Source organism: Streptomyces sp. 1-11 (genome assembly GCF_007176755.1).
Lineage (GTDB): Bacteria > Actinomycetota > Actinomycetes > Streptomycetales > Streptomycetaceae > Streptomyces.
In genome coordinates this window covers 1-16979 of record NZ_BJTV01000033.1, presented here as the reverse complement: position 1 = coordinate 16979, position 16979 = coordinate 1, and the positions used below count along the sequence as shown (strand labels likewise).

The 16979-nt window shown below is 71.1% G+C and carries 17 protein-coding genes; 11 read left to right on the top strand and 6 right to left on the bottom strand.

Annotated elements, in window-relative coordinates:
• A partial coding sequence (locus TNCT1_RS35355; protein ID WP_174266561.1) for a phosphatidylserine decarboxylase occupies positions 1-154 on the top strand: 154 nt, incomplete at its 5' end.
• 160 nt (positions 155-314) lie between these two features.
• On the opposite strand, the gene TNCT1_RS35350 is transcribed toward TNCT1_RS35355, so the two are convergent.
• Entirely contained in the window at positions 315-746 is a 432-nt protein-coding gene (locus TNCT1_RS35350; protein ID WP_143640414.1) for a helix-turn-helix domain-containing protein, read from the bottom strand.
• A gap of 130 nt (positions 747-876) precedes the next feature.
• Here TNCT1_RS35350 and TNCT1_RS35345 point away from each other — a divergent pair, with 130 nt between their 5' ends.
• The 4 genes from TNCT1_RS35345 (at position 877) to TNCT1_RS35330 (ending at position 4639) form a co-directional block, all read left to right on the top strand.
• Positions 877-1749 (top strand): aldo/keto reductase family oxidoreductase, encoded by an 873-nt coding sequence (locus TNCT1_RS35345; protein WP_143640412.1) that lies wholly within the window; start codon positions 877-879, stop codon positions 1747-1749.
• 249 nt (positions 1750-1998) lie between these two features.
• Complete coding sequence (locus tag TNCT1_RS35340) at positions 1999-2913, top strand: NADP-dependent oxidoreductase (protein ID WP_143640410.1); 915 nt, start codon at positions 1999-2001, stop codon at positions 2911-2913.
• 175 nt (positions 2914-3088) lie between these two features.
• Positions 3089-4150 (top strand): alkene reductase, encoded by a 1062-nt coding sequence (locus TNCT1_RS35335; RefSeq protein WP_216856701.1) that lies wholly within the window; start codon positions 3089-3091, stop codon positions 4148-4150.
• 9 nt (positions 4151-4159) lie between these two features.
• Positions 4160-4639, top strand: coding sequence for a MarR family winged helix-turn-helix transcriptional regulator (locus tag TNCT1_RS35330; protein WP_143640406.1), 480 nt, complete (start codon positions 4160-4162; stop codon positions 4637-4639).
• 92 nt (positions 4640-4731) lie between these two features.
• Here the strand turns inward: TNCT1_RS35330 and TNCT1_RS35325 are convergent, their stop codons facing one another.
• Positions 4732-5727 carry a YafY family protein gene (locus TNCT1_RS35325; RefSeq protein ID WP_143640404.1) on the bottom strand — a complete coding sequence of 332 codons (996 nt, stop codon included), beginning with the start codon at positions 5725-5727 and terminating at the stop codon, positions 4732-4734.
• A gap of 93 nt (positions 5728-5820) precedes the next feature.
• Between TNCT1_RS35325 and TNCT1_RS35320 the strand changes: the two genes are divergently transcribed.
• A complete protein-coding gene (locus TNCT1_RS35320) occupies positions 5821-6219 on the top strand; it encodes a VOC family protein (protein ID WP_143640401.1) in 399 nt (132 codons plus the stop codon).
• Positions 6220-6347: 128 nt separating this feature from the next.
• On the opposite strand, the gene TNCT1_RS35315 is transcribed toward TNCT1_RS35320, so the two are convergent.
• Both TNCT1_RS35315 and TNCT1_RS35310 read right to left on the bottom strand, forming a co-directional pair.
• Positions 6348-7259 (bottom strand): sigma-70 family RNA polymerase sigma factor, encoded by a 912-nt coding sequence (locus tag TNCT1_RS35315; RefSeq protein ID WP_143640399.1) that lies wholly within the window; start codon positions 7257-7259, stop codon positions 6348-6350.
• A 10-nt stretch (positions 7260-7269) separates the two neighbouring features.
• Entirely contained in the window at positions 7270-8460 is a 1191-nt protein-coding gene (locus TNCT1_RS35310) for an NAD(P)/FAD-dependent oxidoreductase (RefSeq protein ID WP_143640397.1), read from the bottom strand.
• 445 nt (positions 8461-8905) lie between these two features.
• On the opposite strand from TNCT1_RS35310, the gene TNCT1_RS35305 reads away from it, so the two are divergent.
• Positions 8906-10933 (top strand): AAA family ATPase, encoded by a 2028-nt coding sequence (locus TNCT1_RS35305; RefSeq protein WP_143640421.1) that lies wholly within the window; start codon positions 8906-8908, stop codon positions 10931-10933.
• Between the two features lie 201 nt (positions 10934-11134).
• On the top strand, positions 11135-11602 hold the full coding sequence (locus TNCT1_RS35300; RefSeq protein ID WP_143640419.1) for an anti-sigma regulatory factor: 468 nt from the start codon (positions 11135-11137) through the stop codon (positions 11600-11602).
• A gap of 111 nt (positions 11603-11713) precedes the next feature.
• Here the strand turns inward: TNCT1_RS35300 and TNCT1_RS35295 are convergent, their stop codons facing one another.
• Positions 11714-12238 carry an STAS domain-containing protein gene (locus tag TNCT1_RS35295; RefSeq protein ID WP_235903070.1) on the bottom strand — a complete coding sequence of 175 codons (525 nt, stop codon included), beginning with the start codon at positions 12236-12238 and terminating at the stop codon, positions 11714-11716.
• A 131-nt stretch (positions 12239-12369) separates the two neighbouring features.
• On the opposite strand from TNCT1_RS35295, the gene TNCT1_RS35290 reads away from it, so the two are divergent.
• From TNCT1_RS35290 to TNCT1_RS35280, 3 genes are all read left to right on the top strand, one after another.
• Positions 12370-12723 (top strand): helix-turn-helix domain-containing protein, encoded by a 354-nt coding sequence (locus TNCT1_RS35290; protein WP_143640395.1) that lies wholly within the window; start codon positions 12370-12372, stop codon positions 12721-12723.
• Between the two features lie 239 nt (positions 12724-12962).
• Positions 12963-13652 carry a hypothetical protein gene (locus tag TNCT1_RS35285; protein WP_143640393.1) on the top strand — a complete coding sequence of 230 codons (690 nt, stop codon included), beginning with the start codon at positions 12963-12965 and terminating at the stop codon, positions 13650-13652.
• Positions 13652-16000, top strand: a complete 2349-nt coding sequence (locus TNCT1_RS35280; protein ID WP_143640391.1) for a tetratricopeptide repeat protein — start codon at positions 13652-13654, stop codon at positions 15998-16000. Before TNCT1_RS35285 ends, TNCT1_RS35280 begins: the two co-directional genes overlap by 1 nt.
• 86 nt (positions 16001-16086) lie before the next feature.
• Here TNCT1_RS35280 and TNCT1_RS35275 read toward each other — a convergent pair whose 3' ends face one another.
• Positions 16087-16353, bottom strand: coding sequence for a hypothetical protein (locus TNCT1_RS35275; RefSeq protein ID WP_143640389.1), 267 nt, complete (start codon positions 16351-16353; stop codon positions 16087-16089).
• Between the last annotated feature and the right edge of the window lie 626 nt (positions 16354-16979).

The following is a 16979-nucleotide window of genomic DNA, read 5'->3' as shown; positions in this document are numbered from 1 at the left end:
CATCCCCGAGGGCACGAAGGTCGAGCAGGGCGACCGCATCGGTCTGATCCGCTTCGGCTCGCGTGTCGACCTCTACCTGCCCGAGGGCGTGGAGGTCGCGGTCGAGGTCGGACAGAAGACCGTCGCTGGTGTGACCCGTCTCGATCGCGCCTGAGATCCCATCGCGCTGCCCGACGACGACGCAGGGAACGGTCCGCGCAAGCCGCGCGGGCCGGTTTCGGCGGACGCCTCACGAGGCGACGGCCGACCGGTCCGGCGAGGCCGCGTCGTCCCGGTCGCTCGGGCCGGTAGCAACAATGGAGTGCTCTGCCGCGTCAGGAGGCTTGTGCGTCGTGGCGCTCGCGATTGGCGAGGACTTGCGCCATGTGGGTCTGGGCCCACTGCCTGAGCCCGCGCGTCAGGTGGTGGAGTGAGAGGCCGAGGTCGGTCAGCTCGTAGGTGACCGTGACAGGCACCGTGGGTGTCACGGTCCGGATGAGCAGGCCGTCGCGTTCGAGAGCCCGTAGGTTCTGGGTGAGCATCTTCTGGCTGACTCCTGCCAGCAGCCGGGCCAGCTCGGAGTAGCGCATCGCCTTCGGGGCGTGCGACTCGCCGGGCTGTTCCGGTGTGTCGCCACCCAGTGCGCACAGGATCAGGACGACCCACTTGTCCGAGATCCGGGCGAGGAGCTGACGGCTGGGGCACACCGCCAGGAACGCGTTGTACTCCGCCTTGGTCTGCGCTTTCTTGTCGGCCTTCGCCGTCACTGGCCTCGCCTCTCACCTTCTGGGTGGTTACGCACTTCAGAGTGCCTTCTTCCCGACAGGAAGTTCCTCTCCAACACTGGTGCAAGGGGGCTGGAGACACCACCCCTTGCACGAAGTGAAAGGCACCACGATGAACACGCCCTCCGCACCTCTGCCCGGCGGAACCTGGATGCTGGGTGACTCGTCCGTCACCCGGTTCGGCTACGGCGCGATGCAGCTCGCCGGCCCGTGGGTCATGGGACCGCCCGCCGATCACGACGGCGCCCTGGCCGTGCTGCGCGAGGCGGTCAGCCTCGGGATCACCCACATCGACACCAGCGACGCCTACGGACCGCGCATCACGAACGAGCTGATCCGCGAAGCGCTGCACCCCTACCCGGAGTCGCTGTTCATCGCCACGAAGGTGGGCGCGACCCGCGACGCGCAGGGTGGCTGGCCCACGGCCCGGCGTCCCGAAGACCTGCGCAAGCAGGTCCAGGAAAACCTCGACTCCCTCGGCGTCGACACCCTCGACTTGGTCAACATGCGCATGGGCGACGCTGAAGGCCCTCAGCCCGGCTCGATCACCGAAGCGTTCGAGACGCTCGTCGACCTGCAGCAAGAGGGACTGATCCGCCACCTCGGCGTCAGCAACGTCACCGGAGAGCAGGTTGCCAAGGCGCGCAGCGTCGCCCCGATCGTGTGCGTGCAAAACATGTACAACCTCGCCCACCGCCACGACGACGACCTCGTGGACCATCTCGCCGCCGATGGCATCGCCTACGTGCCGTTCTTCCCCCTGGGAGGCTTCACGCCGCTGCAGTCCGAGGCCCTCTCACAGGTCGCGAACCGACTGGGGACGACGCCCATGTCGGTCGCGCTGACCTGGCTGATGCAGCGCTCGCCGAACATCCTGCTCATCCCCGGCACTTCGTCCACCGCCCACCTGCGCGAGAACATCGCCGGCGCGGGTCTGTCCCTCTCCGACGAGGATGTGGCCGAACTGGACAGCATCGGCCGCTGACCCACACACAGGTCACCGACCGAGACCGGGCTATCGAGCGGAATCAGAGGAACGTGCCCGCGATGTGCAGGCCGGCCAGGCAGATGATGGCGGTCTTCTCGCAGCGGGTGGCGATGCCGCGCCACTGTCTCAAGCCCCCGGCGGGTGCACTCGATCCGAATGCTTGGCTAGCCACATAATCGGTGCTACGTTTACGTGGTCGGCCACATAACCGGTCGTCGGATCGGCTCACCGAAGGAGACAGCAGTCATGAAGGCCATCGTTTTCGACACGTTCGGCGGCACCGAGGTCCTGCACGAGGTGGACGCCGAGATCCCCGAGCCGGGTCCCGGCCAGGTTCGCGTCCGCGTCCGGGCGGTCGGCGTCAACCCGGTGGACGGCAAGATCCGCTCCGGGATCATGGAGGCCATCTTCCCCACCACGCTGCCCGCCATCCCTGGTGGAGAGATCGCCGGGGTCGTCGACGCCCTGGGTGAGGGCGTCGACGGGTTCAAGGTGGGTGACGAGGTGCTGGGCTGGTCCGACACCGGCGCCTACGCCCAGTACGCGCTGGCCACGGCGGCCGTCCTCGCCCCCAAGCCGGCCGGCCTCGACTGGACGCACGCCGCCGCGCTGCCCGTGGCGAGCGACGGCGCCGAGCGGGTGCTGGACCTGCTCGACGTCAAGGCCGGCGAGACCCTGCTGATCCACGGCGCCTCCGGCGCGCTCGGCACCATCGCCGTGCAACTGGCGGTCGCCCGCGGCGCCCGCGTCATCGGCACCGCCGGACCGGCCAACCAGGATTACGTCACCTCCCTCGGAGCCACCGCACTGGTCTACGGAGAGGGTCTGGTCGAGCGGGTGCGCGCCGTCGCACCGGAGGGTGTCGACGCCGTGTTCGACGCCGCCGGCAAGGGCGCGCTCGAGGACTCCATCACCCTGCGTGGCGGCACCGACCGGATCGTCACCACCGCCGACTTCCGTGCCGGTGAACTCGGCGTCGTCTTCGCCGAAGGCCCCCAGCGGCGCTCCGGCGCGCGCCTGGCCGAACTCGCCCAGTTGGCCGCCGCCGGCGAGCTGGTGACCACGGTCGGCGCGGTCCACCCGCTCGCCGACGCGGCCGCGGCGCAGCAGGCCAGCGACGCCGGCCACAGCCGGGGGAAGCTCGTCCTCACCGTCGCCTGACCCGCCGGTCCACCACCGGACGGCCCTCCTGCGGGCCCGGCCCCGGTTCCGCGCGACGGGCCGCACAGAACCGGGGCCGGGCCCGCAGGCTCACCCTCTTCCGGCCTCCCGCACCCGCCCGACCCTCTCCGCATCCCGCTCCGTACCGAAAGAAGGCCTCGTGTCCACCACCGACCTGAACGCCCTGTGGCAGCCCGCCCGCGCCGGGGACATCCACCTGCCGCACCGGCTCGCCATGGCCCCGATGACACGCAACCGCAGCACCGCGCAGGGCGTGCCCACCGAACTGAACGCCGAGTACTACGCCCAGCGCGCGTCGATGGCGCTCATCATCACCGAGGGCACCCAGCCCTCCGCCGACGGGCAGGGCTACCTGCTGACACCCGGCCTCCACACCGCCGAGCAGGTGGCCGGGTGGCGCAAGGTCACCGACGCCGTGCACGCCGCCGGCGGGCGCATCGTGGTGCAGCTGATGCACGTCGGGCGGATCGCGCACCCCGACAACACCCCGCACGGACGGCAGCCGGTGGCGCCCTCCCCGGTGCGCCCGGCCGGAACGATGTTCACCGCCTCCGGGCCCCAGGAGATGCCCCGGCCCCGGGCCCTGTCCACCCGTGAGGTCGCCATGACGGTCGAGGACTACCGCCGCGCCGCCGCGGGCGCCGTCGAAGCCGGCGCGGACGGCGTGGAGATCCACGGCGCCAACGGCTACCTCGTCCACCAGTTCCTGTCCACCAACGCCAACGAACGCACCGACCGCTACGGAGGCTCTGTCGAGGGCCGTATCCGCTTCGCCACCGAGGTCGCCGCTGCCGTCGCCGACGAGATCGGCGCCGGCCGGACCGCCATCCGCCTGTCTCCGGAGAACCCCTACAACGACATCCGCGAGGACGACAGCCACGAGCTCTACCCGGCACTGCTGAACGCCCTCGCGCCACTGGACCTGGCCTACCTGCACCTGGTCCACTCCGGCGACGAGCAGCTCCTCGACACCCTCAGGTCGCTGTGGCCGGGAACGCTCATGCTGAACCGCCCCGGCGCCGACCTGGCCACGCGCGCCAAGGACATCACCGGCGGCCGCGCCGACATCGTCTCCGTCGGCATGGCGGCCCTGGCCAACCCCGACCTCGTCGGGCGGGTACGCTCCCAGGCGCCGCTGAACACGCCCGACCCGGCCACCTTCTACAGCGGCGGCGAGACCGGGTACACCGACTACCCCGCCCGCCACGACGCCTGAGGAGATGCGATGACCGACCCCGTTACCCGGCCTCCCAGCACGGCGCGCGACGGCAGCCTCAGCTACGCCGTGTTCCAGTTGGCCCGCGCCCACCGCGGCCACGCCGCCGCCATGCTCCGCGCCATGAACCTGCACCCGGGACAGGAGCTGCTGCTGATGCAGCTCTTCGACCGCGACGGCCAGACCCAGTCCGAACTGCTGGACAGCGTCGGCCTCGACCACTCCACCGTCTCCAAGTCGCTGCGCCGCATGCAGGAGGCCGGACTCCTCACCCGGGAACCGGCCGAACACGACCGCCGGGTCATGGTCGTCCGGCTCACCGACGCGGGCCGCGCCATGCGTGAACCCATCGCCGACATGTGGCGAGCCCTGGAGAGGCTCTCCGTGCGGAACCTGACGGCGGATCAGGTCAAGGCGTTCACCGAGACCGCGTACACCATCGAGCAGTCGATCAAAGACGGCGACGGCCAGGCCCCGCCGAAGGCGTAACCGTCCCTATGTCCTCACAAACCCAAACGCCGCTCTGCGCCGTGGCGCCCGGGCATATGAACGGCTGACCGGTGATCCGCAGGCCCCCGCGGTCAGGCTTCGCGGCGGGCGTAGGACGTGAGGCGATCGGCGAACGCGATGACCAGGTTGCGCAGTTCATCAGGGCGCTCGACGACGAACGGCCGGTCCAGCGAGGCGAGTAGCGGAGGCAGCCAGTCGAGCCGCTGCGCCCGCAGCTCGACACGCAGCCAGCGCCCGGCCGCCCGGTCCTCCTGGCCGGCCGCCGGCTCGTACTCCTCCAGGCTCGCGACGCCGGCCGGAAGGCGGGCGCGGATCTGCTCGACCGTCCCGTGGATCCGCAAGGTCACCTCGTACCGGTACTCGGCCGTTGCAAACGCCGTCAGCAGGCGCTGTGCCGGATCCGGGCCCACGGGCGCTTCGAATGTGCCGGGCAGCGTCCGCGCGTCTGCGACGCGATCGAGCCGGAACGTTCGGTCCTCGCCGAGCCGGGCGTCCTCGCCCGTGACGTACCACCGCCCCGCATGGGCGACGATCCCGTACGCGTGCAGCGTGCGTTCACTGCGCCGTCCGTCACCATCGGTGTAGCGGATCGAGACCGGTCGGTGGTGGCGTACCGCATCGGCGATCGTGAGCAGGACCCCGGCGTCCGGGGTGTCGAACTCGCCGGGCTGCTCCGTGAAGGCGAGAGCTTCCAGGAGGGTGTCGAGCCGGCGGGCGAGGTGCCTGGGCAGCACCCGCCGGATTTTCGCGTGTGCGGTCTCGCTCGCTGTGTTGTGCGTCGTCGTCAACCCTGTTCGGCGGCCGGCGACCAGGCCCAGCAGCACGGCCAGCGCCTCGTCGTCGCTGAGCATGAGCGGAGGCAGGCGGTAGCCGGGGGCGAGGCGGTAGCCGCCGTAGCGGCCGCGCACCGATTCCACGGGCACGTCCAGGTCGATCAGCTGGTCCACGTACCGGCGCACGGTGCGCCCTTCGACGCCGAGCCGGTCGGCGAGCTCGGCCACGGTCCGGGTACCGCCCGACTGCAGCAGTTCCAGGAGTGTCAGCACGCGGCCGGTGGGTCCAGGCATGCCAGCAGGCTAGCGCGGATACAGGACCGATTCTGTCCACTATTTCTCCTAGCCTGCGTCGTGCCCGCTTCCAGCACAGCCAAGGAGATTCCCATGGACTTCGTCTCGATCCGCATCATCACCGGCGACGTAGCGCGCCTCGTCGACTTCTACGAGCGAGCCACGGGGGTGCGGGCGACCTGGGCCACCGAGGACTTCGCCGAACTCAGGACCGCGGGCGCCACCCTCGCGGTCGCCGGCGTCCGCACGGTCCCGCTGTTCGCCCCTGGCTCTGCCCGCCCGGCCGCCAACCACAGCGTGATCACGGAGTTCGTCGTCGACGACGTGGACCGCGTACACCGGAACCTGACCGGCTTCGTCACCGACTTCGTCAGCGGGCCCACCACGATGCCCTGGGGCAACCGGTCGCTGCTGTTCCGTGACCCCGACGGCAACCTCGTCAACTTCTTCACCCCCGTCACCCCTGCGGCCATCGAGAAGTTCGCACGCTGACCGCAGGCACGGCCGCTCACGCGGAAGCCCTGAGTTCTCGCAGGACTTCCGCGCTCGTGTCGGGCATCGACGCGGGCAAGGGCGCCGCCCTGGCCCCGGCTCGGGTAACTGAATTCCGGCGGCTCCGATCACCACGCGCTGACGACCGGCGCGTCCGGTTCGTGCTGCCGCCAGGCCTCGTTGAGGCGCACGAGTCGGTCCGCGGCGGCGATCCCCCACAGGGACGAGACCTTGCCGTCGCCGCCCACTTCGAACACCACGGCGCCCACGACCCGGTGGTCGGTCACGGCGAGGACGGCCGGGGAGCCGTTGACCAGCGCGATGTGCATCGCGGGGGAGCCGCCGGCCATCCGCCGCTTCGCCGGAGTGGGCGTGAAGCCGGCCCGCACGTAGGAGGCGACCCGCTCGCGGGTGGTGAACCGCAGCAACCGCCTGGCCAGTCCGAAACCGTCCGAGACCGCGGTCGCGTCGGCGGTGAGCAGCGCCACCAGCCGTTCGGTACGCCCGGACGTGGCCGCGGCGAGGAACTCCTCGACGATCCGGCGCGCGGAGGCGGGGTCCACCCCGTCGCCGACGCGGCGCTCGGTGGTGACCCGGCGTCGGGCCCGGTGGATGTGTTGCTGGCTCGCGGATTCGGTGATGTCGAGGATCCCGGCGATCTCGGCGTGGGGGTACGAGAAGGCCTCGTGCAGGACGTAAGCGGCCCGCTCGACCGGCGAGAGGCGCTCCAGGATGGTCAGTACGGCCAGGGACACCGATTCGCGCTGCTCGACCGTTTCGGCCGGGCCGAGCATCGGGTCGCCCTCCAGGAGCGGCTCGGGCATCCAGTCTCCGGCGGCGCGCTCGTGGCGCGCCTGCGCCGAGCGGAGCCGGTCGAGGCAGACGTTGGTGACGACCTTGGTCAGCCACGCCTCCGGCGTCCTGATGCGCTGGGGGTCCGCGGCCTGCCAGCGCAGGAACGTGTCCTGCACGGCGTCCTCGGCGTCGGCGGCCGAGCCGAGCAGGCCGGCCTCGAATCGATCGATCGCTGGGCTGTCCATGCGCCGGAGCCTATGCGGCGGCCTGCACGCCGGCCCGGTCAGGCGCGGTGGCCAGCCGGCGCTTGCGCTTGGGCATGCCGAAGGTCGGATGGGCGATGCTCCATCCGGCCCCCCGCAGCACGCCCGACTTGAGCCGCGCGGCGGTCCGGCCGCCGAGATACCAGGATTTCGCCCGGACGTCTCCGTCCACCATCTGGAAGATCGCGTCCCGCCGCCCGAGGCTGATGTGGTTGCCGTAGTACTTCAACCCGGTGACCGGAACCTCCCCGCCCGTCAGGCGCGCGATGATCGCGGCGGTCGCCTGCATACCGGTGTAGCCGGCCGATGCGCAGGACATCGGCAGCGGCCGGCCGTTCTCGCCGATCGCGTAGGCGCAGTCACCGGCGGCGTAGACGTCCGGGTGGGAGACCGAGCGCATCGTCCGGTCGACGACGATCTGGCCGGTCTCGGCGACCTCCAGGCCACTGGCGGCCGCGACGGGGTGTACGGCGAACCCGGCCGACCACACGGTCACGTCAGCTGCGATCGACCTACCGTGGGCGGTGATCGCCCGGGTCGGCTCGACCGCTTGGATGCCGGCGTCTTCGTGAACGGTGACGCCGAGTCGGTCGAAAGCCCGGCGCAGGTGACGGCGGGCTCTCGGGGAGAGCCAGGCGCCCGGTTCGCCGCGGGCGGCGAGCGCGACCGAGAGGTCGGGCCGGGACTCGGCGAATTCGGTGGCGGTCTCGATGCCGGTCAGCCCCTCACCGACGACCAGCACGGTGCCGCCCCCGTCCAGGGCTGCCAGGCGTTCACGCAGACGGAGCGCCGGGAACTGGCCGGTCACATCGAAGGCGTACTCGGGCACGCCGGGCACGTCGTGGTGGGCTGCGGAGCTCCCGAGCGCGTAGAGCAGAGTGTCGTACACGACCTCGCCGTCGCCGTCCTCGCCGGTCACGGCGACTGTCTTGCGCTCGGGGTCGACACCGGTGACGCGCGCCAGGCGCAGCCGCACCCCGGTGCCCGCGAACACGTCCGCGAGCTTGCGGAACGCGAGATCGCGGCCGGCCGCGAGCAGGTGGAGACGCATCCGCTCGACGAAGTCCGGCACGGCATTGACGACGGTGATCTCGGTGTCGTCCGGAGAGAGCCGGCGGGCCAGGTTTCCGGCGGCGAAGGCGCCGGCGTATCCGGCGCCGAGTACCACGATCCGGTGCTTCATGGCGTTGCTCCTGTCTCGTTCGAGTGCACCCTGAACGAGACGGCGCTGCGATTACTGACAGCAGGCGGGTGTGACGTGGGTCACCTGGGTAAGAGGGGCGGCTAAGAGGTTCCGCCTGGCGGCCTGCCCCGCCGCCGTCCGATGCCGGTGAATTCTTCGACGCGTGAATCCGTCGGAGGCATAAATCCGCTCAGTGCGCAAATCCCGCAGAGGCATGAAGTTCGTTTAACTGCAACGGTTTTGGCGAGAAAGCTCAAGCTTGACAGCGGTGTTGGGTTTGCTTATGTTCCAGTCGGTCGAGCTTCCGTCGTTCGATATTCAAAGGTGATCTGGACAGAGAACACCGTCCTGATCGCCGTCCTCGTCCGGCTCCAACTGGAAGGCGCTCCTGTTGTCGGAAATCAATGATCCCGCTGTGCGTGTGGTCCGATCGGAGCAGGACTATGTGTCCTCGTTGTACGAGCTGCTCACCGGGCGGATCAACGAGGCGCGGTTACAGCGCGCGAGTGTGCTGAAGGCTCCGACGGAAAACGCCGGTGAGGTATACGAGAGGGAAATCGCCGCCGAGCGTTTGACGAGGGAAATCGTCCGACTGGAGGGCGCCGAGAAAGGCCTGGTCTTCGGGCGTATCGACTGGACGGACGGCACGGCCCTGCGCATCGGGCGGATCGGACTGCAGACGGAGGAGGATGAGCTGCCTCTCCTCGTGGACTGGCGCGCGAACGCGGCGCGGCCCTTCTACGAGGCGACACCGGTCCATCCGATGGACCTGCGGCGGCGCCGGCACCTGCGCATCGAGGAGCGCACGGTCGTCTCGGTGAGCGACGAACTGCTGGACGGGACCGCCCCGACCGACGAGGACGTCGTCGGGGACGGCCCGTTGACCGAGGCGCTGTCGGCACGGCGGGACGGCAGGATGCACGCCGCCGTCGCGACGCTGCAGGCCGAGCAGGACGAGATCGTCCGCTCCGCCCACCGCGGGGTGACCGTCGTGCAGGGCGGGCCGGGCACCGGCAAGACGGTGGTCGCGCTGCACCGGGCGGCGTACGTCCTGTACGCGTTCCCGCGCGCCGCGGAGGAGGGTGTGCTGGTGGTGGGCCCGAACTCCCGGTTCCTCGACTACATCTCCGAGGTCCTTCCCTCGCTCGGAGAGAACGACGTCGTCATGGCGACCTGCCGGGAACTGGCCGGAGTGTCCCCGGGCGAGGCGGGCCCGCTCGACACGGCGCGGCTCAAGGGCGGTTCCGACCTCGCCGACGCCCTGCTCGGCCTGCTGCGCGCGTACCAAGCACCCGCCGGTGACTTCACCGTGCGGGTCGGACAGGAACTGGTGCGCCTTCCTGGCGGGGAAGTCGCCGCGGCACGCGACGCCGCCGTGGCAGCCGTACAGGGGCACAACCCCGCGCGCCAGGTGTTCAAAGAGCTTCTGGTCGACGCCGTCGCAGACGCGATGCGAAGAGACATGGGCGACCTCCTGGAACAGATCGACGCCGATGCCGAAAGGATGACGGGCCTCGACCTCGACCGGTACACCGGAGCCGCCCAGCGTCGTGTCGAAGGCGCGCCCGACGCGGGTCCGGTCCACGAACTGGACCTGGACGCCATCCGGGCCGATCTCCTCGACGACGTCGGCGTCGACCGAGCGGTCGAGGTGTTGTGGCCACGGCTGGTACCCGGTGACCTCGTGAAGGCGCTCCTGGCCAACGCCGACGCTCTCGCCGAGCGCCTGCCCCGCCTGACCGTGCAGGAGCGGTCCCTTCTGCTGCGCGGTCCGGACGACCCGTGGACCGATGCCGACGTGCCGTTGCTGGACGAGGCGGCGAGCCTGGTCGACGGACCCCCCGAGCGGACGTACGGGCACGTCGTCGTCGACGAGGCGCAGGAACTGACCGCCATGCAGTGGCGGATGATCGTCCGGCGCTGCCCGTCGAGGTCGATGACGCTCGTGGGTGACTTCGCCCAGGCGGGTCCGGTCGCCACAGCACGCGACTGGAAGGAAGCACTGAGCCCTCACGTGGGACCGCGGTTCCGGCTGCACGACCTGACCGTCAGCTACCGCACGACGCGGGAGATCCTGGAGAGCGTACGGGACCTGCTCACGCGGATCGCTCCGGACCAGAAGATCACACGGTCACTGCGCACCGGTGAGAGCCCTCGTACCGTGACCACACCTGCGGACGGGTTGGTCGCCGCCGTCGTCCGGGAACTCAAGGCCCAGAGCACCGCGCACCCGGGCGAGCTCCTGGGAGTGATCTGCGCGGACACCAGGGTGAGTGAGCTGAAGGCGCAGGGCATCGCCCATCAGGCACGCATCGTGCCGGCGTCCGAAGCGCGCGGCCTGGAGTTCGACGGGGTCGTCGTCGTGGACCCCGAGGAGATCATCACGAACCGCCCCGGTGGCGAAAGGGACTTGTACGTAGCCCTGACCCGGGCCACCAAGCGCCTGTGCACCATCACCGTCCGGCCCGCCTGACGGCTCGGGGCCCGCGTCGTCGGCGCGGGCCCACCGGCGTGGTCGGGACACCGGACCCGCACGCACTGGTCTCCGAGGCGCACCGGGTAGCGTCCCCGTGAGACGCAGGAGACAGCGGATACCGGGAGTGGTCCTCACGGGCCGGGGTATCCGGGCGGAATGAACCGCGTATCGAAGGCGGCCGTGCCGGCCCCGGTGCCCATGGGGGAGAGCGGCGTCACGACGCCGGCCGAACAGGTCATCCAGACCGCGGCGGCCCTGGACGGGGACGGCACCGTCATCGCCCGGGCCCGCAAGCTGGCCGCCGACTTCCTCACCCGTGTCCAGGCGCACCACGGGCTGCCCGTGTCGCAGCGTGCCATGGACATCACCCAGCTCGTGGTCAGCGAGCTGGTCACCAACGCCCGTAAGTACGCTCCGGGCCCGGTCCTGCTGGACCTGCGGATCACCGGCGACACGGTCGAGGTCTCGGTGTGGGACTCGGACCCCGTACTGCCCATCGCCCGGGCGGCGGACGTGGGCCGGGTGGGGCAGCACGGTCTGGAGATCGTGATGGCCGTGTCCCGGGGCTTCGAGGCCCAGCGCGAGCCGGTCGGCAAGCGCATCACCGCCCGTATCGCCCTGGCCGACGACCCGGACGGCGCCCTCTTCGGACGCAGCCCCCTGTGAGACGGCGCCCCCTTTGGGCGTGATCCCTTGCGGGGGCGCGCTGTGAGAAGCGGCTGGACGCGTTCAGCTGAGGCGTCACCGACGGCCCGGTGCGCCTTCGAGACACGCGGCTCACGCGGAGCCGGAAGCGCCCAGTGACACGAGCAGGGAACGCTGTGCACCGACGCCGGGCAGTGGCGCCGGCTTCGGCGAGGGCAGGGTGGCGGCCATGGGGCGGCACGGTTCCGCGCTCCCCGAGTGCTGCGCCGAGAACAGCTCGCGTGCTCCCATGAGATCCAGCAGTCTGTCGACCGCGGGGTTCGAGGCCCGGATGGTGACGGTCTTGCCCTGGCCGAGCGCCCGGTGGCGCAGCTCCAGCAGCACGCTCAGGCCGGCGCAGTCACAGAAGCCGAGCCCGCCCAGGTCCAGCTCGACGCCGCGGGCTGAGGCGGCGAGGGCTTCGTCCAGTCGGTCCCGGACCTGGTCGCCCGCATCGAAGTCGAGCTCACCGTCCACGGTCACCGGGATCGGGGTGTTGTTCGACGCGGCCGGCACGGACGACTGACCGCTTGGCAGCAGCCTCCCGGCACCGCCGTCCTCCGGGCACGAGAAGTCCGGCTCCATGAGGGACGAGGCCCGGTAAGAAGATGGCTGCACGGCTCACTCCCATGTGCGCTCCGGCGGTCCGTATGAACAACGGTTCCTCAGACAACAACCCACGTCAACTGATACACGAAAGATTGTACGTGTTTTTGAATGCGTGCATGCCCTCTCCGTAGACTTGGGACATGGATGGGGTACCCGAGTCACACACAGGCTGGACGTTTCTGACGAACCACGCGCGCGTCCTAGCGGCCATCGCGGACAACCAGAGCGCGCGCGTCCGCGACATCGCCGCTCGCTGCCGCATCACCGAGCGGGCCGTGCAGAAGATCATCGCGGATCTGGAGCAGGCCGGTTATCTCTCGCACGTCCGTCAGGGGCGCGGCAACACCTACCGGATCGACCCCGCCAAGGTCCTGCGCCATCCGGCGGAAGCGGGCCAGGGCCTCACGGTGGCCTCGCTCCTGTCGTTGCTCATCCTGCAGGACGAAGCGCACCGCGCGACACCGTCCGGGGAGTCGGTACCCGCATCAGGCTGACGTCCGCGAGGCCCGGCCGCGGTGGGGCGACGAGCCCTCCGTCGCCCGGCGATGCCCGCCCCGTGTCGTAAGGCCGGTGGCGCACGGCCGTACGCCGTAGCGCGCTCCGCTGAAAGCTACTGATCCTCACAACCGGCCTGCGCAGCACGCTACTTGACTATCATGTGACCCGCGACACGAAGCACGGCGTGGAGTGGATCGAGCCGGAGCACCGGCGGATCCGGGGGAACGGGGGGCACATGCCGAGAGCTGACGGGGGGCGCCGCGTCCTGGCGTGGGCCGGGGCCGGCGGGGCGGCGGCCGCGGTCGCGGGCGCCGCGCTGCTGTGGGATCCCGGACAGACGCTGGCCTGGGCCGCCGGCGTCGTCGCGGCGGCCGCGGCCGCCTACCTCAGCCAGCAAGCACCCCAACAGCTCGAGCAGGCCCTGGCCCGGCGCCGGGCCGCGCGGGAACCGGCCGAGGCCGCCCCGTTGGCCGTGGCCACGGAGATCAGGAACCACGACTACGTCACACTCGACCTCGACGACCGCGTCGTCGACGTTCCGGCCGCCGGGCACACCGTCCGGATCGTCGTGACCTCGACCGGGCCTTCGGCCGTGGTGCTGACCGGGCTGCGGGCCGAGGTGCTCTCCCGCGAGGAGGCACCCGGCGACCTCACCCGGCACGCGGCCGAGGTGCCGGTGCGGCGGTTCGAAGTCCTCCTCGACTCCGCCCCGCCGCAGGTGCGCCCCCTGACCAGGAGCGACTTCCCCTACCGGATCGCGGCGGACGAGTCCGAGGTCCTCGACCTCCTCGTCAGCACCGAAAGCGGCCTCGTGCGGTGGGTGCTGTGGCTCGACTGGGTCTCCGCGGGCCGCCAGGGCAGTACTCGCGTCGACATCCAGGGACACGCGTTCCGCACCGCCGCACGCCTGCCGAGCGGCGCCTGATGGCGCCGGGACGGGGCCGTGCCGGCGCGGTCACCCTGGCCGCGGCACTTCCCGCAGCGGCCGGCGGCACCGCCCTCGCCGCCACGGACGTGCACGCCTGGCCGCCCTACGCGGCGGTGATCGCGGTGTCCGCTCTCTCCGGGCTGACGGCCCTCGCCCGGTACGGACGGCGCCGACGGGGTCCGGCGATCAATCCGGAGCGCGGTACGCCGCAGTCCCCGGAACCGGTCACCGGACACGGAGAGGAGACCTCTGCCCGGACGTCGCGGGCGGAGGACAGGGCGGACGGCACGCCCGGCTCGCAACGGTCCGTCTACGAGATGACGCGGCCCGTCCGCCCCGTACGCGCACAGGGACTGGCGGACGACCCGCCCTTCACGGTACGGCTCGCCGTGCACAGCCACATCGCGCACATCGCCTCACCCGGACTCCTGGGCACCCCCGAAGCGGTGCACATCCCGCTGACCGGGCACAACCTCCTGCTCTCCCTGACCGCGACGGGCCAGGACCAGGTCGTGCTGCGCTCACTGCGGGCCGAGGTGACGGACCGTCTGCCGCTGCGCGCGGACGGAATCTCCTTCGCAAGACCAGCGATGCCCGACCTGGTCATGAGCGCCGACCTGCTGGAGTCCGCCCAGCGGGCGGTCCGCGCCTACCGGCCCCTGCGCAGTCCCGACGTCGTGGTGCTGCTGGACTCCGCACCCGCGCCCGAGCTGGCGGAGGCCGGCGCGGATCCCGCCCTGCCGCTGACCGCCGCACCGGGTGCGAGCGCCGACCTCATCTGCGCGCCCGTCACGGACGACGGCCGGTGGGTGCGGTGGCGGCTGACGGCGCGGATCGAGTGCGCGGGGCGCGTCTGGCAGCCCTGGTGGGATCTCACCGTCACCGCCACGACGGGCTTGTCGCGCTTCAGCCCCGACGCCGCACCGGAACCCCAGCCCGTGCACACTCTCTTCCCCGACCACTACGACCCCAGGGACCCGGAGGGACGGCAAGCGGATTCGGAAGCGGTCCGCGCGTTCCAACTGGCTTCCCACACCTCGCAGGACGGTCAGGGCCTGCTGGAGAGCCCGACCCGGCCCGACCCCGATCCCGAACCGCCCGGCGCCGCCGAGACCATCCGGCGCGCCGCCGTCCTGGCCCGCGCCGGTGATCTCCCCGGCGCCGCCGAGGTCTACCGGTCGGCGGCGGAAGCGGGCAGCGGACAGGCCGCCTACCTGCTGGCCATGCTCACGCAGAACATGGGAGACCTGGACGGCGCGGCGCGCTGGTACGAGAGGGCAGCCGCCCGCCGTGTCCCCGCCGCGTACAACAACCTCGGCGTGCTGGCCATGCTGCGCGGCGATCTCGACGGGGCCGAACGCTGGTACCGCCGGGCCATGGACACGGGCGACTGGGCGGCGGCCGTGGGCCTCGGCGTCGTACGGGAGAAGCAGGGGGACGAGGCGCAGGCCGAGGAGCTGTGGCGGCTCGCCGGCAAGCGGAACGTCCCGAACGCGGATCAGAACCTCGCGGTCCTCTACCAGCGGCAGGGCCGGCACCGGGAGGCCGACGAACTGTTCACGCGGGCCGCCGAGGCGGGCGACGTCCAGGCGGCCGTGCACGTGGGTTACCGCTGTCACGAGGCCGGCGACCGGGCCGGGGCCGAGCGCTGGTGGCGCACGGCGGCCGACGCGGGCAGTGCGGAGGGCGCCTTCTACCTGGGGTCGTTACTCATGGGCGACGGACGTACCGGAGAAGCGGAACGGCTGTGGGAGCGCGCCGCCGAGGGCCTCGGCACGCCCGGACCGGGCGACCTGAGGACGCCGGCAGGCCAGGAGACGGGGGCCGGCACCACCTACCGGGTCGGCGGCAAGGCTGAATCGGGCGAGGCGTACGCCGCGTACCAGCTCGGGCTGCTCCACCAGGAGCGGGGCGACGACGAGGCCGCTCTCGCCTGGTGGACCCTCGCCGCCGGGGCCGGTCACATGGATGCCGTGTTCCGGCTGTGCGAGCTGCACCTCAACGTACGAGGTGACCTCGCGGAGTGCCTGCGCTGGGCGACGTTCGCGCTGGAGCGCGAAGGGGTGCCGCCCGGCCGGTTGGAGGCTCTTGCCGCCGGACTGCGCCGGGTCGCGGAGCAACTGGCCGGTGGCCAGGGCGCGTACGAGCCCGATCCCGGGGCCGCCGCGGAGGCCTGCTCCGTGGCGGCCGAGGCCTACCGGCGGCTGACCGCACACGACGGTGCCCACCGTCCGGCCTGGGAGGAAAGTGTCCGGCGCCTCGTCACGCTGGCCGACCGCTCGGGCTCGCCGCGAGCGCGTCAGCAGGCCGCAAGCGCCGAGGCCCGACTGCGGGCGGCGGGCTGAGGGCAGGGCACCGTCCACAGCGGCCGGGTGCCACGCACCTTGCGTAGGGGTGGTCCCACGCCGTGCCGACGCAGGTGCCGCCGGCTTCAGGCGAGGGCGTCGCGGAGGTAGGCGGGCAGTGCCTGGCAGACGGCCGGACCCGCTTTCCAGGCGGGGTCGGTGAGGTGGCCGGGGGTGATGACGGACTGGCCGGCGTCGTCGGCGCGCACGACGACGCGGAACGTTTCGCCCCGGCTGTCCCGACCGGCGAGGTACGCAGCGAGGATGGCCCGGCCCAGCTCGACGGGATCCACGCCGGTGGCGGCGCGGCCGAAGTCTTTGCAGATCCACACGTCGCTGAATCGTTCGTGCATCAGGATTTCCCATCGCACGCAGCCGGGCATGTCTTCGCGGTACACGACCGCGATCTTCCCTCCTCGCGGCAGTCCCACGTACCGCTACTTGCGAGTACTGGCCGGAAAACGCGCATCTTCCGGCCGATGGCTTGGTAGCAGGCGGGGACGCAGTGCATGGACGTGGCCGGACGGGACGGTCGTCCCGGATCATCTGTCTGCGCATGGCGTCGCAGACCCGGTATGACGGGGGTGCTCTGCGATCTCCTGCCGGGCTGTGCGGCCCGTCGGCGGGCTCCGTCTAACACGGCTCAGTTCATCGGGTCCGCAGCGACGCGCCATAATCACGGGGATGAGAGGGCGTCAGATTGTCACCCGGAAAGACTAATAGTATGTCAATCTGCCTTTCTGCTATCTGATGTGATGAGCCGTCAGTTTATGGAAGAAGCCCGAGAATACCCTGTTCGGAGCTGAATCCCCGACCTTCCGATATGCCAGTCATGTCGTCTGTAGGTAGGTTCATCCATGAGTCGGCCGACGGGTCGGCGTCTCTCTGTACGACAGGAGATCGTGAGATGAAGCTTCGTTCGACCGTGGTCACCGCAGCTGTGTCGGCTGCCGCGGCTCTGGCCGCGACCGGTATCACC